At 71.5% G+C, this 19,921-nt stretch carries 20 protein-coding genes (1 of these 20 only partly in view); 12 read left to right on the top strand and 8 right to left on the bottom strand.

Going from position 1 to position 19,921, the window contains the following annotated elements; genetic code table 11:
- The 3 genes from BXU09_RS06455 to BXU09_RS06445 form a co-directional block, all read right to left on the bottom strand.
- Nucleotides 1–698: the 5' portion of an ABC transporter permease gene (locus BXU09_RS06455; protein ID WP_240501051.1), read on the bottom strand. 406 nt of this gene lie to the left of the window's left edge; the window shows 698 of its 1,104 coding nt (coding positions 1–698); it begins with the start codon at nucleotides 696–698; the stop codon falls past the left edge of the window.
- A 211-nt stretch (nucleotides 699–909) separates the two neighbouring features.
- Nucleotides 910–1,824 carry a glycine betaine ABC transporter substrate-binding protein gene (locus BXU09_RS06450; RefSeq protein ID WP_078301295.1) on the bottom strand — a complete coding sequence of 305 codons (915 nt, stop codon included), beginning with the start codon at nucleotides 1,822–1,824 and terminating at the stop codon, nucleotides 910–912.
- A 90-nt stretch (nucleotides 1,825–1,914) separates the two neighbouring features.
- The gene (locus BXU09_RS06445; protein ID WP_055363890.1) at nucleotides 1,915–2,208 is read right to left on the bottom strand and encodes an Lrp/AsnC ligand binding domain-containing protein; all 294 of its coding nucleotides are present in this window, start codon (nucleotides 2,206–2,208) and stop codon (nucleotides 1,915–1,917) included.
- Nucleotides 2,209–2,303: 95 nt separating this feature from the next.
- Here BXU09_RS06445 and BXU09_RS21375 point away from each other — a divergent pair, with 95 nt between their 5' ends.
- Together BXU09_RS21375 and BXU09_RS21370 are read left to right on the top strand one after the other, a co-directional pair.
- Complete coding sequence (locus tag BXU09_RS21375; RefSeq protein ID WP_240501049.1) at nucleotides 2,304–2,723, top strand: hypothetical protein; 420 nt, start codon at nucleotides 2,304–2,306, stop codon at nucleotides 2,721–2,723.
- Nucleotides 2,687–3,361 carry a hypothetical protein gene (locus BXU09_RS21370; protein WP_240501047.1) on the top strand — a complete coding sequence of 225 codons (675 nt, stop codon included), beginning with the start codon at nucleotides 2,687–2,689 and terminating at the stop codon, nucleotides 3,359–3,361. The genes BXU09_RS21375 and BXU09_RS21370 overlap by 37 nt, the downstream gene beginning before the upstream one ends.
- 124 nt (nucleotides 3,362–3,485) lie before the next feature.
- Here BXU09_RS21370 and BXU09_RS06435 read toward each other — a convergent pair whose 3' ends face one another.
- Nucleotides 3,486–5,546: an E3 binding domain-containing protein gene (locus tag BXU09_RS06435; protein WP_078301294.1), complete on the bottom strand. Its 2,061-nt coding sequence runs from the start codon at nucleotides 5,544–5,546 to the stop codon at nucleotides 3,486–3,488.
- Between the two features lie 314 nt (nucleotides 5,547–5,860).
- On the opposite strand from BXU09_RS06435, the gene BXU09_RS06430 reads away from it, so the two are divergent.
- The 5 genes from BXU09_RS06430 to truA all read left to right on the top strand — a co-directional run bounded on the left by BXU09_RS06430 (nucleotide 5,861) and on the right by truA (nucleotide 11,342).
- A complete protein-coding gene (locus BXU09_RS06430; RefSeq protein ID WP_078301293.1) occupies nucleotides 5,861–6,931 on the top strand; it encodes a Glu/Leu/Phe/Val dehydrogenase dimerization domain-containing protein in 1,071 nt (356 codons plus the stop codon).
- A gap of 11 nt (nucleotides 6,932–6,942) precedes the next feature.
- Entirely contained in the window at nucleotides 6,943–7,542 is a 600-nt protein-coding gene (gene udk / locus BXU09_RS06425; protein WP_055362694.1) for a uridine kinase, read from the top strand.
- A 168-nt stretch (nucleotides 7,543–7,710) separates the two neighbouring features.
- Nucleotides 7,711–9,561, top strand: coding sequence for a DUF5693 family protein (locus tag BXU09_RS06420; RefSeq protein WP_346417556.1), 1,851 nt, complete (start codon nucleotides 7,711–7,713; stop codon nucleotides 9,559–9,561).
- Complete coding sequence (gene csaB, locus BXU09_RS20165) at nucleotides 9,558–10,535, top strand: polysaccharide pyruvyl transferase CsaB (RefSeq protein WP_144012007.1); 978 nt, start codon at nucleotides 9,558–9,560, stop codon at nucleotides 10,533–10,535. Before BXU09_RS06420 ends, csaB begins: the two co-directional genes overlap by 4 nt.
- A 6-nt stretch (nucleotides 10,536–10,541) precedes the next feature.
- Nucleotides 10,542–11,342: a tRNA pseudouridine(38-40) synthase TruA gene (truA, locus tag BXU09_RS20160; protein ID WP_144012006.1), complete on the top strand. Its 801-nt coding sequence runs from the start codon at nucleotides 10,542–10,544 to the stop codon at nucleotides 11,340–11,342.
- Between the two features lie 19 nt (nucleotides 11,343–11,361).
- On the opposite strand, the gene BXU09_RS06410 is transcribed toward truA, so the two are convergent.
- Nucleotides 11,362–12,021, bottom strand: coding sequence for an SAM-dependent methyltransferase (locus tag BXU09_RS06410; protein ID WP_078304809.1), 660 nt, complete (start codon nucleotides 12,019–12,021; stop codon nucleotides 11,362–11,364).
- Between the two features lie 71 nt (nucleotides 12,022–12,092).
- On the opposite strand from BXU09_RS06410, the gene BXU09_RS06405 reads away from it, so the two are divergent.
- Entirely contained in the window at nucleotides 12,093–12,656 is a 564-nt protein-coding gene (locus BXU09_RS06405; RefSeq protein WP_078301290.1) for a hypothetical protein, read from the top strand.
- Here the strand turns inward: BXU09_RS06405 and BXU09_RS06400 are convergent.
- Entirely contained in the window at nucleotides 12,637–13,896 is a 1,260-nt protein-coding gene (locus BXU09_RS06400) for a cytochrome P450 (RefSeq protein ID WP_078301285.1), read from the bottom strand. The two genes, BXU09_RS06405 and BXU09_RS06400, sit on opposite strands and share 20 nt — an antisense overlap.
- Before the next feature lie 82 nt (nucleotides 13,897–13,978).
- Between BXU09_RS06400 and BXU09_RS06395 the strand changes: the two genes are divergently transcribed.
- A complete protein-coding gene (locus tag BXU09_RS06395) occupies nucleotides 13,979–14,626 on the top strand; it encodes a hypothetical protein (RefSeq protein WP_078301284.1) in 648 nt (215 codons plus the stop codon).
- 62 nt (nucleotides 14,627–14,688) lie between these two features.
- On the opposite strand, the gene aguB is transcribed toward BXU09_RS06395, so the two are convergent.
- Nucleotides 14,689–15,579, bottom strand: a complete 891-nt coding sequence (gene aguB / locus BXU09_RS06390) for an N-carbamoylputrescine amidase (protein WP_078301283.1) — start codon at nucleotides 15,577–15,579, stop codon at nucleotides 14,689–14,691.
- Nucleotides 15,580–15,704: 125 nt separating this feature from the next.
- Here aguB and thrC point away from each other — a divergent pair, with 125 nt between their 5' ends.
- The 3 genes from thrC (at nucleotide 15,705) to BXU09_RS20155 (ending at nucleotide 18,809) form a co-directional block, all read left to right on the top strand.
- Nucleotides 15,705–17,147, top strand: a complete 1,443-nt coding sequence (thrC, locus tag BXU09_RS06385; protein ID WP_078301282.1) for a threonine synthase — start codon at nucleotides 15,705–15,707, stop codon at nucleotides 17,145–17,147.
- A gap of 37 nt (nucleotides 17,148–17,184) precedes the next feature.
- Nucleotides 17,185–17,847: a DsbA family protein gene (locus BXU09_RS06380; RefSeq protein WP_078304808.1), complete on the top strand. Its 663-nt coding sequence runs from the start codon at nucleotides 17,185–17,187 to the stop codon at nucleotides 17,845–17,847.
- Nucleotides 17,848–17,927: 80 nt separating this feature from the next.
- Entirely contained in the window at nucleotides 17,928–18,809 is an 882-nt protein-coding gene (locus BXU09_RS20155) for a VOC family protein (RefSeq protein WP_144012005.1), read from the top strand.
- Here BXU09_RS20155 and BXU09_RS06370 read toward each other — a convergent pair.
- Entirely contained in the window at nucleotides 18,806–19,921 is a 1,116-nt protein-coding gene (locus BXU09_RS06370) for a GNAT family N-acetyltransferase (RefSeq protein WP_078301281.1), read from the bottom strand. The genes BXU09_RS20155 and BXU09_RS06370 overlap by 4 nt on opposite strands.

Genomic DNA, 19,921 nt, shown 5'->3' with positions numbered 1-19,921 from the left:
ATGCCACTCACGCCCGCCTCCCGCAGCGCCGGGAAGGCGTTCGCCAGCGCCGAGAGCGGCGCGATCAGCAGGCCCAGCAGCGCCAGACTGGGAATGGTCTGCACGGCGTTCGCCACGCCCAGCACCGCCCCCGCCACCCGCTGACGCCCGGACGCCCACACGGCCAGCGGCGCGCCGATCAGGACCGCCAGCCCCAGCGCCGAGCCGACCAGCCGCAGATGCTGCGCGAGTTCCTGCACCCAGCGCGGCCCCTCGTTGCGGCCCTCGACCAGTACCGACCAGTTTGACAGCGTACCGGTCAGCAGCAGTGCCGCTAGACCGGCCACCCACGCCCACCCGGTCCAGCGCGGCGCTCCGCACAGCCGCGCGCCGTACACGGCCACGCCCGCCCCCAGCAGGGTCAGCCACGCGCCGCTGGCCGCACTGGCCCGCGCGAACTCCGCCTGACCCACCAGCGCCGCGCCCGTGCAGGTGCCCAGCAACCACACGGCCAGCAGCAGCGCCAGCGTGGCCGGCACCCAGGTCAGCGCAGGCCGCCAGCGGGCCGCTGCGAGCGGCAGCAGCGCCAGCACCAGCAGCGCCGCTATCCACACGGGCGGCAGGCGCAGGTACTCGCCCGGCGCGAGGCGGTTGGGGCGCAGCAGCACCCACGGCAACCACGCGCCCGCCAGCATGGGCAGGGCCGACAGGGCCAGCACCGCCTGAACGTCGCCGCGCGCTCCTCCTCCTGACCGATTTGGGAGGTGGGCAGCAGAAGGGGCAGGCCGCCTCCCGGCTCCTACCCCCCTGTTCCCCGGATCACTCATGGGCGGCCCACACGCGGATGGGGAAAGTCCCAGCGCGGAAAGAAGTTCCGGCCAGCCCACCCCAGCGCAGCGCCCCCAGGCGCAGAGTCTCCAGTCACGGCGCTTACTTGATCAGGCCCTTGGATTTCAGGTACTCCTGCGCCACGGCCTGCGCCGTGCGGCCCTCCAGCGCCACCTTGGCGTTCAGGCCCTGCATGGTCGACTGCGACAGCGTGGCGAAGGTCTTATTCAGCAGCGCCTCGATCTGCGGGTTGGCTTTCAGGGTCGCCGTGCGGATGATCGGGGACGGCTGGTACACCGCCTGCGCGCCCTTGGGGTCCTTCAGGGCCACCATCTTCAGCGCGGCCAGCGTGCCGTCCGTGCCGTAGGCCATCGCGGCGTTCACTCCGTTCGTGCCGTTCGCGGCGGCCTGCTGAGTCTGGGGAGGCGTGGCGCCCGCCAGGATCAGCTTCTGGTCGGCCTTCAGCTTGAAGCCGTACGCCTCTTCAAAGGCCGGCATGGTGTCGGGGCGGTTGAAGAACTCGGGGCTGCCCGCCAGTTTCAGCTTGCCGCCGCCATTCACGTAGCGGGCGAGATCCGCGACCGTGTTCAGCCGCGCGCTTTTCGCCAGCGCCGCCGGAACCGCGATCACCCAGGTGTTGTTCACGGCGGCGGGCTTGAGCCACGTCACACCGTTCCGGCTGTCCAGCTGCCGCGCCAGCCCGTAGATGGTGCCGGTGTTCCCCGCCTGCTTGGCCGTGATCTTCGCCTGCGGGAACAGGTACACGGCGTTCCCGGTGTACTCGGGGTACACGTCGATCTCGCCCGCCAGCAGAGCCTTACGGTTCACGCCGGTATCCCCCAGGTTCGTGCGGTCGGTCACGTCCAGCCCCGCGTTCTTCAGGGTCAGGACGATCATCTGCCCCAGGATCTGCGCCTCGGGATCGAGTTTGCTGCCCACCACGATGGGTTTGGCGGACGCGGCGCTGGACAGGGCGGCACCCAGAAGCAGGGCCGGAAGCAGAAGGGTGCGGGTCATACGGTCAACGTACCTGCCGCCCCAGAAGGTACAGGTAGGGCAGGTCACAAAATCCACGGGCCTCTAAAGACTTCTTAAACCTGCCCCCGGTCAGCGGCTCTGGCTCTCGTCCAGTCCCACCCCGAAGCCCTGATCCAGCAGCGCCTCGTTGTACGTGCGGAACGCCAGCATCGTCTGCGTGCGCGCGATCCCCTCGACCTTGCGCAGGTGCCCCGTCACCACGTCGTCCAGGTCCTCGTAGCGGGCCAGTTTCAGGATCGCCACGATGTCCCACTCGCCCGTCACGGAGTACACCTCGCGCACGCCGGGCACACCTGCCAGCGCCTCGGCCGTCTCCTGCACCCGCTGCCGCTCTGCCTGCACCATCACGATTGCCGTTACCATGCCCGCCATTGTGCGCCCATCCCGGCCCCCACCGCACCCGCCTGACCGTTCGTTCGGGGACGTTTCGCCGCCCCGCCGGCGCGTATTGTGCAGACATGACCGCACCCGCCGCCGCGCCCAAGCCTGCCCCCACGCCACGCGAGCAGCTCCTGAACCGCATTCAACGCGACATCCCCATCACCCGGCGGCCCTACGCCGTCATCGCGCAGGACGTCGGCCTGACCGAAGCCGAGGCCCTGAGCATCCTGCGTGAAGTGAAGGCCGAGGGCGTGCTGCGGCAGGTCAGCGCCATCTTCGACACCCGCACCCTGGGCTACCAGAGCAGCCTCGTGGCCGCCGTGCACGACGAGGACCAGCTCGACGCCGGCGCCGAGATCGTGAACGCCCACCCCGGCGTCAGCCACAACTACAAACGCAACCACGACTTCAACCTCTGGTACACCATCGCCGTGCCCCCGAGAGTGACCTCGAGGCGCACGTGCAGAAACTCCACGAACTCAGCGGCGCGCGCCTGACCCGCCTGATGCCCACCCTGCACCTGTTCAAGATCGGCGTGGAATTCGACATGACCGGCAAGGAAGACTGGAACGCCAAGGCCAAACCCCAGTACACCAGCGAGCAGCGCAACATCGGCTACGCGGTCACGGACCTCGACCGGGCCTTCGTCACGGAATTCCAGAAGGACCTGCCCGTCACCGAGGAACCCTACGCCGACGCCTGCGCCGCCCTGGGCCTGAGCATCGAGGAAGTCGCCGCGCACGCCGAGAAGATGAAAGCCGCCGGAGCGCTGCGCCGCGTGTCCGCCGTGTTCCGCCACCAGAAGGCCGGCTTCACCTTCAACGCCATGGGCGTCTGGGCCGTCCCGCAGGACAGCGTGGCCGAGGTCGGCCGCCAGATGGCCGAATTCAAGGCCGTCTCGCACTGCTACCTGCGCCCCACCTACCCCGAATGGCCCTACACCATCTTCACCATGGTCCACGGCCGCAGCAAGGAAGAAGCCTTCGGCAAGATCAGCGCCATCGAACAGGAAGTCGCGCAGGGCGTCGACCACGCGATCCTGTACTCCACCAAGGAATACAAGAAAGTGCGCCTGGAGTTCTACAAACCGGAATTCTACGACTGGGCCAGGGAGCACCTGGGCACCGAGGCGTAACCGGGGCAGGCGGGTTGGGGGAAGTACACGACCCTGACCCGCTGTCCGCCCAGGCACAACGAATGCAGGCACAACGCAAAGAACCGCCCCACGTTACGGGGCGGTTCTTTTGCCGTGCGGGTGCTTACAGCACCAGCAGGATGGGCTGTTCCAGCGTCCCGGCCACCTGCGCCAGGAAGTGCGCAGCGTGGGCGGGGTTCACGTCGCCGTTCAGGGTCAGGGCGGCGCGGCCGTCCTGCACGCGACCCACGCTGAGCGTCAGGGTGTGCGGGAAGTGCAGGTCGTCCAGGCCGTGCGCGCCGGCGTCCACGACCAGCAGGTCCGGGGTGCCGTCATGCGCGGTGCCCAGCTGCGCCAGCGCGTCGCGCAGGCTGCCGGTCCCGACCGAGTGCGCGTGGCTGTCGCCCTGCACGGCCACGCTGCCCAGGCCCAGGGTATCCGCGTGACGCTGCGCGGCGCGGGCCACCAGCAGACCCAGCGGCAGGTCCTGTTCCAGCGCGGCGCTCACCTGACGTTGCAGGTCACGCAGCGCCGCCACGTCGGCGTCGCGGCGCAGGTACGCACCGAACCACACGGCGTTCGCCGGGGCGGCAGCGGGCGTGTGAACCACCGCGCTGACCGGCGCGACCAGCACGGGCGCTTCCTCTTCCGGGGTGTCCTGGGAGGCTTCCTCCTCCGCTGCGGCCGCGACGGCAGGCTCGTCCGTCAGGGTGGGCGCGGCAGACTCGGTAGGCTCGGCCTCGACGGCGGTCACGTCGGGTTCAGCGGCGACCTCGGGCCCAGCAGCCGTTTCCGGCTCCATGACTTCCGGTTCTGCGACTTCCGGTTCCGCCACTTCGGCCACGGCGGCAATCTCGGGCTCCGCAGCGATCTCGGGTTCTGCCGGGACCGCTTCCTCGACCGGCTCCTCGTGAACCGCTTCCTCGGGGGCAGGCTCGGCCAGCGGCTCCCCGGCGGGCAGATCGGCCTGCGGGGCTTCCACGAAGACCTCTTCGGCCGGAATGGACCCGGCGTCGGGTGTCGCAGCCTCTACCGGCTCGATTTCCACCGGCTCGATTTCCATGGGCTGGACTGCCACCGGCTCGACTTCCGGCGCTTCGGCGGCCACTGGCTCGGCCTCTTCCGGCTCGGGCTCCGCCATGACTTCGGGCTCCGCCATGACTTCCGCCGGCGCGGCGGGTTCGGTCCAGGCGTGATCCTGTTCCTGACGGCCGTCGGTCCAGGCGGGCGCGGCGTCGGGCGCCGGGGCAGGCTCGGGCTCGACGGGTTCGGTGACAGCAGGCTCAGCGACAGCAGGTGCAGCGGCTGCCACCGGCTCGGCGGCAACGGGGTCCGGGGTCGTCACGGGCGCCGCCTCTGGAGCGGGTTTCTGGTACAGGCGCGACAGCAGGCTGCCCAGGCCGGCGGCCAGTCCGGTCGCGGCGGCGGCCTCGACCACGGGGGCCGGGGCGGGCTGCGGAACGTCCATGTGCGCGGCCGCTGCCACGGGCGTCACGTCCGGAGCGGGTGCGAACACGGGCGGGGCGGTCACGGCCGGCACCTCGACAGCTGGCACCTCGGCCGCCGTGACTTCCGGCAGATGGGCCGGGGCCACTTCGGGCGTGTGGGTGGGTGCGGGCGTTCCCCAGTTCCAGCTCCCGGCGGCGGCCGGTTCCGGGGTCTGCGGCGCGGCGGCCTCCATCGCCTGCGGCGCGGCGAAGGCAGGGGCGTTGACGGGGGCGGCGGGCATGACAGGCTCCGGCATGGCGGGCTCGGGGATGGTCGGCTCGGGCGCGGCGGCGACCGGCTGGGCGGCGCTGTCCTCGTCTTCCAGTTCGAATTCCATGTCCTCGTCTTCCAGGCTGCTGCCGGCCGGGGTGGCGGGCACCTGTGGGGACACGGCCGTGCGGGCCTGCTCGACGAACGCGGTGATGTCGGTGTCCACGCCCGCGCGGCTGAGCATGTCGGCGTTCATGCCGGCCTTGTTCAGCATGTCCGCGCTGGGGATGCCGTCACCGGTCCAGTCGGCGGGGGTGGGGTCCACGGGCGTGCTGGGCGGGTCTTCCTCGCCACTCATGACGCGCGACAGGTAATTCAGGATGTCCTGTTCGACGATCATGCCGCCGCTTCCGGTCCCGTTGAGTTTCTGCCAGTCAATCCCGTTCGCTTCCGCCAGAATTTTGGCGAGCGGAGCAATCCGATCCATTCAATTCCCCCTTTGTGCGCCCCATTGTAAGGGACGCCTGTGCGCCCCGGCGCCACGGTTCAGCGCCGCCCCGGACAGGGGCGACGGGAAGGCCGGGCGAGGGACCAGCGTAAGCATTGTCACAGGGTGACGAACGGTTTCTGACAGCGTTCTTTCACGCCGCGCGCCACTGGGCGCGCGCAGGGCATCCGCCGCTGGTGAAGACATGCGCCCCGGTGCTACGCTGATGGGCGGTACCGCGCCCTCCGGCCCGGCCCGCACCCGGCCACGGCGCGGGCCGGGCCGCGCGGAACGCGGCGGAACACAGGAGTCTTATGCTGATACTTGAGGAGATGCAGTCGCGCGGGCACGAGGCCCTGACCTTGCTTCACCACGCCCCCAGCGGTCTGCGCGCGGCCCTGGCGATCCACTCGACGGTGCTGGGCCCGGCCATTGCCGGCGTGCGCCTGCGCGAGCAGGACGAGGAACTCGCGGTCCGGGGCGCCCTGGCGCTGTCCGAGAGCCTGACCCTGAAGGCCGCGCTGGCCGGACTGAACTACGGCGGCGGGGCCTGCGTGATCCTGATCCCCGAGGCGGGCGTCGAGGACCCGCACGCCCGTGAGGCGCTGTTCAGGGCGCTGGGCCGGCAGGTGCTGCCCATGGAGTCGCGCGTGGTCCTGACCGAGGACATCGGCGTGACCCCGGCCGACATTGCCTTCGTGGCGCAGGAAACCCGCTCGACGCTCGGCATGAACACCGACACCAGCTCGGTCACCGGGTACGGCGTGTACCGCGGCATGAAGGCCGCCGCGCGTCACGCACTGGGCTCCGAGAGTCTGCGCGGCGTGCGCGTGGCGATCATGGGGGTCGGCGCGGTCGGCCGGGCGCTGGCCGGGCACCTGCACCGCGAGGGCGCGCGCCTGATCATCGCGGACGACCGGCCGGAACGCGCGCTGGCCCTGGCCGACACCCTGAGCGGCGTGACGGTCGTCGGCTGCCACGAACTGCTCGACGCGCCCAGCGACATCCTGGCGCCCTGCGGGTACGGGCACAGCATCCGCAGTCAGGACGTGCCCCGCCTGCAGTGCCGCCTGATCGCGGGCGGCGAGCACCACCCCCTGACCCGCCGGGGCGAGGAGGCCGTCAAGGAGGCCGGCATCGTGTACATGCCGGACTTCGCCATCAACTCGGCGGGCCTGATCGCCGCCGCGACCGGCCTGGAAGCCTCGCAGGCCGCCGAGCGGGTGTACCAGACCGTCAACCGCATCACGGCCGCCGCCGAGCAGTACGGCAAGGCGCCGCACGTCGTGGCGCGCCGCATGGCCGAGCGCCGCATCGACCTGATCGGCAGTCTGGGAGCCAGTTCCATCGGCAGCGGTTCCCGTCACGCCGGAGGCGCGGCGTGAGCGTGCCGTTCATGATCGGCGTGGCCGGCGGGTCCGGCAGCGGCAAGACCACCGTCACGCGCCGCGTGATCGAGACGGTCGGGCGCGAGGGCGTGGCCGTCCTGAACCAGGACAACTACTACCGCAACCAGGACGACATTCCCTTCGAGGCGCGGCTGAAGACCAACTACGACCACCCGGCCGCCTTCGACTGGGCGCTGCTGGGCGAGCACGTGGACGCCCTGCTGTCCGGCGTGCCCATCGACATGCCCGAGTACGATTTCACGAACCACACCCGCTCGGCGCAGACCACCAAGGTCCTGCCCGGCCCGGTCGTGGTCCTCGAGGGGTTCTTCGCGCTGTACGACGAGGCCCTGCGCGCCCGCATGCACCTGAAGGTGTTCGTGGACGCCGACGCCGACGTGCGCTTCATCCGGCGCCTGCTGCGCGACACGCAGGAACGCGGCCGCACGCCCGAAAGCGTGATCGAGCAGTACCTGGAGTACGTGCGCCCCATGCACCTGAGTTTCGTGGAGCCCACCAAACGCTACGCGGACGTGATCATCCCGCACGGCGGCATGAACGAACCCGCGCTGGACATGCTGGCCGCCCGCATCCGCACCACCATCTGACGGGCGGTCAGGCCGCGCCCCCTGCCGCCGGACGCTCCTTTGGCCAGACGCGCCTTTGGATGGACGACCTGGCGGGCGGGGCCGCCGCAGCATGGACCGCTGCCCGGCCCCGCCCGCCGATCTGACCCGCTCCCCGTTTCCGCCGTTTCTCCCCTTTAGGATGTGCCTGTGACCGATGCTCCCCCCACCCGCGACGCGCCTGCCCAGGGCGGCATGACCGTTCCGCCGCCGTCCCGTCATCCCTGGACTCCGGCGTTGCTGGGCCTGATCCTGCTGTCCCTGATTCCCGCGCTGCTGCTGGCCGTGGGCCGCGTGAACCACGAACGAGGCGAGAAGACGGCCGCGCTGGTCATGGACTACCCGGCGGTGGCCGCGCAGGCGCGCCGCTTCGGTCTGGAACCGCAGGCGCTGATGGACCGCTACCAGAAACTCGGCGTGAACGGCGTCGCCGTGTACGAGGACGTGATCGGGAACCTCGTGCAGCGCGGCGAGGTGTACCTGCGGTCCGGCGCGGACCTGAAAGCCGACTTCCCGGACGCGAACGTGAGCCCGCAGAACGTGTACCTGCGCTCGCTGAAGCCCGGCGTGGCCGAGGCGCTGCCCGCGCGGTACACCATGCCCACCCGGCAGGTCAGCGTGGGCGGGTTCACCTGGACCGAGTGGCCCACCGACCCCACCTTCCTGCCGACCGGCCCGAACGCCGCGCTGATCAGCGAACTGAAGGGCAAGGGCTACACGATCGTGTACCGCCCGTACGCCGACGACGCCCTGCGCGAACCCGGCGCGGACTGGCCGGACGTGCCGTTCATCGCCTTCAACGGCGAGGAGGTCATCGGGGCGCGCACGCCCGAACTGCTGGAGAAGATCAACGGGCGCATGGGGGACCGCATTCCCGCGCTGATCGAGGCGACCCCGCAGCGCGGCCTGGACACCCTGATCGCCACGCACGGCGCGGCCCGCACCTTCAGCGTGAACCCCGCGTGGCAGAACCGCCTGGACCCGGTCACGCTGGCCAGCAAGTACAACCTCGCGGCCCGCGAGCGCTCCATGCGGCTGCTGTACCTGCGGCCCTACCCGACCATCAACGAGACCGAGGCGCTGCTGACCCGCACCACCGAACTGCTGGGCCGGTCCGGCGTGAAGATCACCGAGCCGGTCATCCGGCCCTTCGCCGAGAACACGGTGCTGCGCGCCCTGAGCCTGATCGGGCCGGTCGCGGCGCTGCTGCTGCTGGGCCTGAGCTTCCCGCTGGTCCGCCTGGGCCTGCTGGTCGCCGCCGCGAGCGGCGCGCTGGCCCTGGGCCTCAACCGCTTCGATCCCTTTGCGGGCGGCGCGCTGATCGCCGCCGTGACCTTCCCCGCGCTGGGACTGGTGCTGCGCCGCGCCCGCGTGACCGACTGGTTCATCGCGACCGGCCTGAGCCTGTGCGGCGTGCTGTTCGTCTCGGCGCTCGGCGCGAACCGGGACAGCGTGCTGGGCCTCGAACCGTTCCGGGGCGTGGGCCTGACCCTGGCGCTGCCGCTGCTGCTGGTCGCCCTGAGCTTCCTGCCCCGCCAGGACCTGCGCCAGACCGCGCGGGACATCTACAACGCGCCCATCAAGCTGGGTGACGTGGTCGTGATGGGCCTGGCGCTGGCCGTGTTCGCGCTGGTGTTCCTGCGGCGCGGCAACGCCACCGGCGCCAGCGTCAGCGACACCGAGGCCCGCATCCGCCAGGACCTGCAGGACAGCCTCGTGCGGCCACGCTTCAAGGAGATGGCCGGACACCCACTGGGCATCGTGGGCCTGAGCGGCGCGCTGCCCGGTTACTTCGGCGCGATGCTGATCCTGGGCGGCGTGGTCGGTCAGTCCAGCATCCTGAACACCTTCTCGCACTTCCACACGCCGCTGCTGATCAGCGCCACCCGCTGCTTCCTGGGCCTGGGCGTCGGCCTGATCGCCGGTCTGATCGGCATCTGGCTGGTCCGCACGGCGCTGCGCCTGTGGCACACGTACGGCACCCGGACGGTGAACGCATGACCCGCACCACCGTCACCGTCAGCGGCTACTACGGCTTCGGGAACACCGGCGACGAGGCCATCGCGCTGGCCATCACCCGCGAACTGCGCAAGTACAGCGCCGAGCCGCTGCTGCTGTCGAATACCCCCGCCGAGACCGCCCGCACCTACGACTGCCTGAGCGCCGAACGCATGAAACCCGCCGCCGTGCTGGGCGCGCTCATGCGCTCGCGCGTGCTGCTGTCCGGCGGGGGCGGCCTGCTTCAGGACAAGACCAGCAGCCGCACCCTCACGTACTACCTGGCGATCATCCGCCTCGCGAAACTGATGGGCCGCCGCGTGGTCGTGTTCAACCAGAGCGTCGGCCCGCTGAGCGAACAGGGTGGCCGCCGCGTGGCCCGCGCGCTGCGCGGCGTGACCGTCATCGTGCGCGACGAGGGCAGCCTGGACACCCTGGGCAGCCTGGGCGTACGCGCCGAACTGGGCGGCGACCCGGCCCTGCTGCTGAGCGCCGCGCCCGCCACCCGCGACCTGAAACGCGTCATCGTCGCCCCGCGCGGCGACGTGACCGACGCCACCGCGAAACTCAGGGACGTGATCCGCCGCCTGCAGGCCGAGGGCCGCCACGTGACCGCCCTGAGCTTCATGCCCGACCACGACGACGAGGCCGCCCACAGCCTCGGCGCGAACGACGTGATCAGCACCCGCGACCCGCAGGTCGCGCTGGACGCCATCGCCGCCAGCGGGTACGTGATCGGGGTGCGCCTGCACGCCGTGATCCTGGCCGCCGCGACCGGCACGCCCTTCAGCGGCGTCGCCTACGACCCCAAGGTGCAGGGCTTCTGCGCCGACGCCGGGGCGCCCGCCCACCCCACCGACCTGAACGCCGAACAGGTGGCCGAGGAAGCCCTGCGGCGCGTCGTGCCCGACTGGAACGCCGTCGAGGACATGAAACTCAGGGCCGCGCAGAGCTTCGGCCGCGCCCTGAACCGCTAGGCGCCCATGACCCGCCCGGACTACCGCCCCCCCGACGGGCACCGCCGCCTGCTGCTGCGGGTCGCCTGGGACGGCGCGCCGTTCGCAGGCTGGCAGTCCCAGCCGGCGCTGCCCAGCGTACAGGACACCCTGCACGGCGCGCTGGCCCGGCTGGGCGGCGGAGAGTTCCGCCCGGTGGCGGCCGGCCGCACCGACGCCGGCGTGCACGCCGAGGCCATGCCCGCCCACGTGGACGTGCCCGACACGTTCCGGGTGCCCCCCGCGAAACTGGCCCGCGCCCTGAACGCCCACCTGCCACCCACCGTGGCCGTCCTGCACGCCGCCGACGCGCCCGCCGGGTTCCACGCGCGCTTCTCGTGCACCGAGCGGCAGTACGTGTACCGCCTGCTGGTCCACCCGCAACGGCACCCGCACTGGCACGGCCGCGCCCTGCACGTCCCGCAGCCCCTGAACCCGGACGCCATGAACGCCGCCGCCGCCGCCCTGACCGGCACGCACGACTTCGCGGCGTTCGCCACCCAGGAAGACCGCCAGACCGTGCGCGAACTGCGGCTGCTGCGCGTGCAGCCCGGCCCCCTGATCTGGCAAGTGCACGTACACGGTGAGAGCTTCCTGCGGCACATGGTGCGCGGCCTCGTCGGCACGCTGCTGCTGGCCGGGCAGGGCCGCCTGACCCCCACGCAGGCCGAGGGCATCCTGCACTCGCGGCAGCGGTCACAGGCCGGCGCGAACGTCCCCGCGCACGGCCTGTCCTTCACCGGCGCCCGCTACGAGGGCTTCCCGGAACTGGACGGGTCCCTGCCCTGAACCCCACCGGGCCCGGCCGTCAGGCGGGTGGGCCAGCCAGGACCACGTAACGCTCCTCGCGGTACGGCAGGCCGTCCGGCCCCGCGTGCGTGTCCCATTCGGGGAGGCGCTCCGGCTCGTTCATCCACTTGCAGCGGGTCGCCCAGTCCTGGCGCGTGGGCACGCGCGCCCTCACGCTGACCCGCCACTCGCCCCGGACCTCCCACCCCACTGCCGCCAGCCGTTCGGGCACCTGCGGCACGTCCAGGCGCGGGCCGACGTACAGGAACTCCGCGCCCGGCGCGGCCAGTTCCGGCAGTCGAAGGATCACCGAGGTCGGCCCCCGGCGCGACACGATCAGGTCGAACGGGCCGCACAGGTCCGGGGGCACCTCGCCCTTGGCGTTCCATTCGTGCACGTCCGCGTCAGGGGCGTTCAGCCGCGCCTGCGCCACCAGCTCCGGCACCGCGTCGAACGCCGCCCAGCGTCCCGCCAGCGGCCCGAACCGCGCCGCGTCCGGCCCATGCCCGCACCCAGCCTCCAGCACCCTGACGGCTGGCCCCAGCCGCTCCGCGAGGAGGGCATCGAACGTCAACTCCGGGTCCGGGCCGTCCAGCACCCGCGCCCACGGATGCCGGTACCCGCCCAGCTCGCGGGCCAGCCGCGCGTACCACTCCCTCGAATGCGGGATCAGCGTCACCCCCACAGCCTGACACGACCCTCAAGGAATGCCATGCGCCAACCTGCCTCCCACCCCGCTACGCTGCCCGCATGACCCTGCACGCCTTCACCGGCCCGCGCCCCCCGCACGACGGCGGCCAGGGCACCGTGCGCGGCGCGCTGGTCGGTTGCGGCCCCCTGAGCGCCGCGTGCCTGCTGCGGTGGCACGCCGACCGGCTGGACGTGCCCCTGCCGCCGCGCGACGCGCTGGCCGCCGAACTGCTGACCGCCCAGCGGGCCTTCATCGTCCCCGCGAGCGGCGGGCAACGCGCCGTGCTGCCGTGGGACTGGCTGACTGGCACGAACGACTGGCTGCGCGCACAGGCCCTTCCGCTGCGGGCACGCGGCCTGTGGGGCGTGCGCCGCGCCGACGCGCTGGAACGCCACCTGCACCGCCTGTTCACCGCCGGGACGCCTGCCGTGGGCCTGGAATTCAGCCCGCGCCTCCAGCATTACGGCCTGCTGAGCGCCTACCAGCCCGGCGCGACCATGCCGTCCACCACCCTGCGCGCCACGCTGCTCGTGGACGGCAGCGCCCTGCACCTCGCGCCCCGCGTCGGCTTGGGCGGCGTGTTCTGGATCGAGGAGAGTGGGCCTACCCGAGCCGGACCCTGAGTTCCTGCGGGCCGCGCAGGACGAGGTTTGCCTTGAACGGGGGGGTGGGGTCGGTGACGGTCAGGTTCGGGGAGCGGCGGGCGAGCGCGGCGTACACTTCCGCGATTTCCAGGCGGGCCAGGGACGCGCCCAGGCAGTAGTGCGCTCCGGCGGCGAAGGCGAGGTGCCGGGCGCTGTTCGGGCGGTCCCAGTCGAGGCGGTCGGGGTCGGGGAACACGCCGGGGTCGCGGTTGGCGGCGGCCAGCAGGGTCTGCACGTGCGTGCCGGCGGGGAGGGTAAGGGGCTGGCTGTCCGCGCCGGTGGTGGTGAGGTCGCCGGCCAGGGTGCGCCCGTCGAGTTGCACGGGCGAGACGACGCGCAGCAGTTCGTCCGCGACGTTCGGGTGGTCAGGGCGGGCGACCAGGGCGGCCCAGGCCTGGGGTTGCTGGGCGAGTTCCAGCAGCCCGCCGGGAATCAGGTTGCTGGTCGTCTCATGCCCGGCGGCCAGCAGTAGGACGGCGTTCGAGAGCAGTTCGTCGCTGCTCAGGCGTTCACTGCCGTCCTGCGCTGCGGCCATGGCGCTCAGCAGGCCGGGTTGCGGGTCGGCGCACAGTTCGTCGGCCAGGTCGCGGAAGTACGCACGCATCTCGCTCGCGTCGGCCTCGATGCGGGTCAGCAACTCCGGGTTGCCTTCCGCGCCGCCCAGCAGGTCCGCGACGCTCTGCGTCCAGCGCATGAATTTCGCCTCGTCGTCGCCGCGCAGGCCCAGCATCCGCATGATCACGCGGGCCGGGAGCGGCGCGGCCAGTCCGGCGACGAGGTCCACGTCCCGGTCGGTGGGCAGGTCGTCCAGCAGGTCGTTCAGCACCGCCTGCACCAGTTCGCGCTGCGCCTCGACCACGCGCGGCGTGAAGGCCGCCTGCACCAGCCCGCGCAGGCGGGCGTGCGAGGGGCCGTTGTGGAACAGCATCATGGGTTGCAGCAGCCGGGTGGCCTGCGTGTCGCCCGGCATCTGCGAGATGATGGCCCCCGAGCGCGCCAGCGGGGAGCGCAGCACGGCGCTGTTCACGGCGTGCGACGTGACGAAGGTCATGCCCCACTCCGGCACGGGCAGCACGCCCGACGGGTTCAGGTCGCGCAGCGCCGCGTACGCCGGGTACGGGTCCGGGAGGGTCTGCGGGTGCCACAGGGCCTGCACGGACGCCTGCACGCGCTGCTGTTCGGGCGTGAACTCCACCTGGGCTGCCACCGGATTGGTCATGCCCCAGCGTGCGCCCCGGTCTACTCGACCCTCAAGCACCCGCGTCGAGTAGAGATGGCCGGCGCTGCGATACGCTGCGGGCATGCCGCGAGCCTGGACGCGCCTGGAAGACCCGCACGCCGCCCGGCTGGCCCTGAACCCCGCCTACACCGACCTGCTGCGCCTCCTGATGATCCGCGAGTGGACCGCCGCCCCGCTGGCCGCCGCTGCCGGGCAGGCCCTGAACGCCGCGCACCACCGCCTGGGCCGCCTGCTGGCCGCTGGACTGGTGCGTGTCACGCGCCTGGAGGCGCGCCGGGGCCGCCCGCTGAGGCACTACCGGGCCGTCAGTGACGCCCTGCTCATCCCGTACCACCTGACCCCACTGGGCAGCCTGGAAGACCTGATCTCGCTGCATGAGGACACCTTCAGCGACCGCTTCCGGCAGGCGGTCGTGCACGCCGGGGTGCCCCTTGTCCGCCGAGAGGAGGACATCGCCGTGCGCCTGTACCGCCACGCGGGCAGCGTGGTCCTGGACGTCACGCCCACCGCCGAGCATTTCGACATGCACGACCTGCTGCGTCCCGAGGCGCCTGCCCTGACCGTCGAGTGGGGCACCCTGCACCTGACCCGCGAGGATGCCAAGGCCCTGCAACGCGACCTGCACGACCTGCTGGGCCGCTACGCCGCGCGGGGCGGTCCACACCCGCACCTGTACCGCGTGAACCTCGCCCCCGATACCGGCGAGTAGAGAGCGAGTAGCAGGAAGTGGATCGGCGTCCCCGCCTCCGCTTCCTGCTCCCGGCTGCCGGTTCAGCCTCTGCGGGTCACGCCGTCCAGGGTCAGCAGCGGGCCGTACAGTTCGGGGCGCCGGTCGCGGAAGAAGCCCATGCCGGCGCGGAATTTGCGGGCCTCGGCGATGTTCAGGGTGTGGATCAGGGCGCCTTCCTCGGTCTCGGCCAGTTCCGCGACGATCTCGCCGGTGTAGTCGCTGACGAAGGTGTGCCCGTAGTACGTCTGGTTCAGGTCGCCCACGACCTCGGTCCCGATGCGGTTGGCGGCGGCCACGTACGTGCTGTTGCTGACCGCGTGCCCGACCATGGCGCGCTGCCACATGTGGTGGCTGTTCGGGGTTTCCACCTCGGCCGGTTCACTGCCGATGGCGGTGGGGTACAGCAGGAAGTCCGCGCCCTGAAGCATCATCACGCGCGCCGTTTCCGGGTACCACTGATCCCAGCAGATGCCCACGCCCACGCGCCCATAGCGGGTGTCCCAGACCTTGAAGCCGGTGTCGCCGGGATTGAAGTAGTACTTCTCCTCGTAACCGGGACCGTCGGGGATGTGCGTCTTGCGGTAGTTGCCCAGGATGGTGCCGTCCGCGTCGATGCACACGAGGCTGTTGTAGTGCGCCTGCCCGGCCGCCTCGAAGTACGACAGGGGCAGCACCACCCCCAGTTCGCGCGCCAGTTCCTGAAAGCGCCCGATGAACGGGTGGCCCTCCAGCGGGTGCGCCAGCGCGAAGTACTCCTCGCGTTCCACCTGACAGAAGTACAGGTTCTCGAACAGTTCCGGCAGCAGGATCACCTGCGCGCCCTGAGCGGCGGCGTCTCGCACATGACCCATAGCGCGCGTGACGTTGTCTTCGAGTTGATCCGTGACGTGCATCTGCACGACGGCCAACTTCACGGTGTCGGGGGCTCTCATGCCCCCACGCTACCGGATGGGCCGGGTGAGGATGGTGCGCCCCGCCTTCAGGCAGCCGTGACGACGGGCCGGTCTGGCTAGCCCCCGGCGCCGTCCGGGGCGCGGGCGGCCTTTAGAGTGACCGTATGATGTACGTTTCCACGCGCGGCATGCAGGACCTGGGGAGCTTCTCGGACGTGCTGCTCTCGGGACTCGCCCCGGACGGCGGACTGGCCATGCCCCAGCGCATTCCGACCTTCACGCCCGCGCAGATCGGAGCGTGGCGCGGCCTGAGCTACGCCGATCTGGCCTTCGAGGTCATGCGGCCCTTCATCAGCGACATTCCCGAGGATGACCTGCGCCGCCTGCTGCGCGCCACGTACACCGAAGAGGCGTTCCACAGCGAGGCGATCACGCCCCTGACCCCACTGGGAGAGGCAGGGCCGGACGGGGGCGGCCTGTTCCTGCTGGAACTGTCGAACGGCCCGTCTCTGGCGTTCAAGGACATGGCCATGCAGTTCCTGGGGCAGGTGTTCGAGTACGTGCTGGAACGCCGGGACGAGCATCTGAACATCCTGGGTGCCACCAGCGGCGACACCGGCTCGGCCGCCGAGTACGCCATGCTCGGCAAGGCCCGCGTGAACGTGTTCATGCTCTCCCCGCACGGTCGCATGAGCGCGTTCCAGCAGGCGCAGATGTTCTGCCTGCACGACGACAACATCTTCAACATCGCCCTGCAGGGCGTGTTCGACGACTGCCAGGACCTCGTGAAGGCCGTGAACGCCGACGCCGAATTCAAGGCCCACCACGATATCGGGGCCGTGAACTCCATCAACTGGGCGCGGGTGCTGGCGCAGGCCGTGTACTACTTCCGCGCGTACCTGACCCTGAACCTGCCGGACGGGCAGGAGGCGGACTTCAGCGTGCCGTCCGGGAACTTCGGGAACGTGTTCGCCGGGTACCTCGCCCGCAGCATGGGCCTGCCCGTCGGGCAGCTGATCGTCGCCACCAACGAGAACGACGTGCTGAACGACTTCTTCACCGGCGGCGTGTACCACGTGCGCCCCGCCGAACAGGTCGCCATGACCAGCAGTCCCAGCATGGACATCGGCAAGGCCAGCAACTTCGAACGCTACCTGTACCTGATCACGGGCAGCGACGCCCCGCAGACGCACGGCTGGTGGCAGGACGTCGGCGAGGGCCGCCCCGTGGACCTGCGCGGCACCGCCCACTGGGACGCCGTGCAGGCCAGCGGCCTGAAGTCCGGGCGCAGCACCCACGCGGACCGCCTGAACACCATCCGCCGCGTGGACCGCGAGCACGGCCGCCTGATCGACCCGCACACCGCCGACGGCGTCCTCGTCGGCGAGCGCTACCGGCGCCCCGGCGTGCCCATGATCTGCCTGGAAACCGCGCTGCCCGCCAAGTTCGAGGAGACCGTCCAGGAAGCGGTGGGCCGCCTGCCCGAGCGTCCCGCGCGCTTCGCGGGCATCGAGAACGCCCCGAAACGCTTCGAGGTCCTGCCGAACGACGTGCAGACCCTCAAGGACTTCATCGCAGAGAGATTGGGCGCAAAGCAGCCCACCTGACCTTCCCGCCCAGGCGGCGGGTGCTAGCGTGCCCGGCATGACCGATACCCAGACAGCCGGCCCCCAGGCAACCAACGTGTTCATCGATTTCCTGTGCCCCTACGCGTGGCGGGGCGTGGAACTCGCCGCCGTGCTGCGCGCCGGTGGCGAGGCGTTCACGCTGCGGCACTTCTCGCTGGTGCAGGGCAACCACACCGAGAACGCCGGGCAGGCGACTCCGACGTGGTGGCTGACCGACCAGCCCGCCCACGAGGGCAGCGAGTACCAGCAGGGCAGCCTCGCCGCGTTCCTGGCCGCGCAGGCCGCCGCCCGCCAGGGTGAGGACGCCGCCTGGGCGTTCGCGCTGGCGCTGTTCCGCGCCCGCCACGAACACGGCCAGCCCCTGAACGCCGACACCATCCAGGCGGCCGCCGTGCAGGCCGCGCTGGACCCGGAACGCTTCGCCGCCGACCTGAGCGACGACGCGGGACTGCGCGCCACGCTGCGCGCCGACCTGCAGGATGCCGCCGAGATCGGCGTGTTCGGCACGCCCACCTTCGTCCTCCCGACCGGCGAGGCCGCCTACTACCGCTTCGAGAACCTGACCCGCGACCCCGCACAGGCCCGCGCGTGGTGGGACCTGTACGTGACCGTCCTGCGCGACGGGGCGGGCGTGGCGACCATCAAACGCGCCAGGAACCGCCCCGCCCGCCGCGCCTGAAGCAGGGCCGTGCCGCTGCGTGACCGGACGCCCAAGGGCCGCCCCACCCGCCGCCCGCCGCCCCTGATTACGCTCGGGGCATGACCCTCAGCACTCGGCCTGGCACCGGCGGCCCCTCCCCGATCCTGGACCTCGCGGGCGTGACCCTGGAGGTCAACCAGCTGGAACGCGGCGTGCGCTTCTACGCGCAGGTGCTGGGCCTGCCACTGCAACACCTGGACGAGGAACACCGCACCGCCCGCCTCGGCGTGAACGCCGCCCAGACCCTGACGCTGTGGCAGCCGGTCACGCGCCAGCCGAACGAGCCGTGGCTGGCGCCGCTGCGGGCGCGCGGGGCGGGGCACCTGCACCTCGCGTTCCAGGTGCGCCCCGAGGACCTGCCCCGCTGCCGGACCCTGCTGGACGCCCACGGCCTGCCCTGGCAGGAGGTCGACCTGGGCACCCCGGACGCCCCGGACCCCACCCTGTACTTCTTCGACCCGTTCGGGCACGGCCTGGAACTGCGTTCCGTGAACCGACACGACCCGCGCCAGCCGCACTGCGCTGTTCCCGATCACCCCCTGACGCCCGACCCGCACGCCCTGCCGGTCCTGGGCCTGCGCGAGGCGGCCATCGCCTTTGGCGACTACCCGGCCATGAAGGAACGGCTACCCCGCGCGTACGGCTTCGCGTTCGCCAAGGAGCAGGACGACCGCGACTTCGCGCAGTTCACGCTGGGCCCCTGGCCGGAACCCGACGGGAACGGCACCCCGCGCCGCTGGCTGTACGCCTGGGACCCGCAGGTGGGGCTGGCTGACATGCTGGGCGGCGACCACGCCCTGCTGGAGTTCTACGCGGACGTGCCCGCCGTCGCCGCCCGCGTGCAGGCCGAGGGGCTGCCCTGCGTCACCGACGCTGGCCGCCTCGCCGTCCGCGACCCGGAAGGGCACGTGTTCGTGTTCCGCCCCGCGCCGACTGGCTAAAGGCGGGTCAGGCCGCTGCGGCGATCCATGTACGCCGCGTACGCCGGATCGAAGCTGAGCAGCAGGACGGCCATCACGCCGTGCCCGTTGATCTGCACGCCCTGAAAGCGGAAGCCCGCGCGGAGTTTCGGGATGATGACGGCGTTGTTCGTCAGGTGGTGGTGGCTGCGCACCAGGGCGTATCCCTCGGCCCGCAGGGCGTCCAGCACGACGGGCAGCAGCCGCGTGTACACCCCCTGGCCCCGGTGCGCGGGCAGTAGCGCGGTGTTCACCATGTACGCCGTGCGGGTGTCCCAGGCGCGGCTGGCCTGCCACCCGGCCACGCGGTCCTCGTGGCTGATCGGCCAGCTCCACAGCGGGCCATGCGGCGCGGGAGCGGGTTCACGATCGCCCCAGTCGAACGAGTCCGTGTCGTACGCGCTGGTCTCCAGCTGCGCGTACACCTCGCGGTAAGTGGCGGTGGGCACGCGGTGCAGGCGGTACCCGCCCCCCAGGTCCAGGCCGCTTTCCGCTTCCGGCGGCAGGGGGAGGTCGGGTGCATCGGCCAGGGTCGAAGCCGGCGTGTCCGGGACGCCCAGTCGCCGCGCCGCCTCACCTGAGGGCGCGCAGAACCCGCTGCGGACGTGCATCGCCTGCCGGTATATGTCGTCCAGGCTGAGGGTCAGCGCGGCATTCACCCCACCCTCGTAGGCATTCAGGCCCTGAAGGTGAAACCCGGCGCGGAGTTTCGGGAGGATCACGGCGTTGTTTGTCGCGCGGTGGTGACTCTGCACCAGCGTGAAGCCCGCCGCGCGGAAGGCCTCCAGCAGGTGCGGCAGCAGCCGCGAGTACACCCCGCGCCCCTGATGCTCCGGCAGCAGGCCCGTATCGGCCATGTATACCGTCCGCCCGTCCAGCGCGTGCGCGTGGTGCCAGCCGATCAGCTCCGCGCCGTGGTACACACCCCAGTTCCACGACTCGCCGGGCGGCGGGGCCGCCCGCACCGCCGGGTCGAAGGCGTACAGCGAGTTCCCGCCGAAGATCCGGTCCTCCAGGCGCGCACACGCCTCCCGGTAGTCCTCCAGCGAGATCGGGCGGGCCGAGTACCCGCCGCCCAGGTCAAGGTCAGTCAC

Source organism: Deinococcus sp. LM3 (genome assembly GCF_002017875.1).
Taxonomy (GTDB): domain Bacteria; phylum Deinococcota; class Deinococci; order Deinococcales; family Deinococcaceae; genus Deinococcus.
The sequence above is the reverse complement of the archived record's forward strand: the minus strand, read 5'-3'. Positions and strand labels throughout refer to the sequence as shown.

Coding starts and splice junctions, on each gene's coding strand:
- BXU09_RS06450 (WP_078301295.1), bottom strand. CDS start 1,824: ATGACCCGCACCCTTCTGCTTCCGGCCCTGCTTCTGGGTGCCGCCCTG.
- BXU09_RS06445 (WP_055363890.1), bottom strand. CDS start 2,208: ATGGTAACGGCAATCGTGATGGTGCAGGCAGAGCGGCAGCGGGTGCAG.
- BXU09_RS21375 (WP_240501049.1), top strand. CDS start 2,304: ATGACCGCACCCGCCGCCGCGCCCAAGCCTGCCCCCACGCCACGCGAG.
- BXU09_RS06435 (WP_078301294.1), bottom strand. CDS start 5,546: ATGGATCGGATTGCTCCGCTCGCCAAAATTCTGGCGGAAGCGAACGGG.
- BXU09_RS06430 (WP_078301293.1), top strand. CDS start 5,861: ATGCTGATACTTGAGGAGATGCAGTCGCGCGGGCACGAGGCCCTGACC.
- udk (WP_055362694.1), top strand. CDS start 6,943: ATGATCGGCGTGGCCGGCGGGTCCGGCAGCGGCAAGACCACCGTCACG.
- csaB (WP_144012007.1), top strand. CDS start 9,558: ATGACCCGCACCACCGTCACCGTCAGCGGCTACTACGGCTTCGGGAAC.
- truA (WP_144012006.1), top strand. CDS start 10,542: ATGACCCGCCCGGACTACCGCCCCCCCGACGGGCACCGCCGCCTGCTG.
- BXU09_RS06405 (WP_078301290.1), top strand. CDS start 12,093: ATGACCCTGCACGCCTTCACCGGCCCGCGCCCCCCGCACGACGGCGGC.
- BXU09_RS06400 (WP_078301285.1), bottom strand. CDS start 13,896: ATGACCAATCCGGTGGCAGCCCAGGTGGAGTTCACGCCCGAACAGCAG.
- BXU09_RS06395 (WP_078301284.1), top strand. CDS start 13,979: ATGCCGCGAGCCTGGACGCGCCTGGAAGACCCGCACGCCGCCCGGCTG.
- aguB (WP_078301283.1), bottom strand. CDS start 15,579: ATGAGAGCCCCCGACACCGTGAAGTTGGCCGTCGTGCAGATGCACGTC.
- thrC (WP_078301282.1), top strand. CDS start 15,705: ATGATGTACGTTTCCACGCGCGGCATGCAGGACCTGGGGAGCTTCTCG.
- BXU09_RS06380 (WP_078304808.1), top strand. CDS start 17,185: ATGACCGATACCCAGACAGCCGGCCCCCAGGCAACCAACGTGTTCATC.
- BXU09_RS20155 (WP_144012005.1), top strand. CDS start 17,928: ATGACCCTCAGCACTCGGCCTGGCACCGGCGGCCCCTCCCCGATCCTG.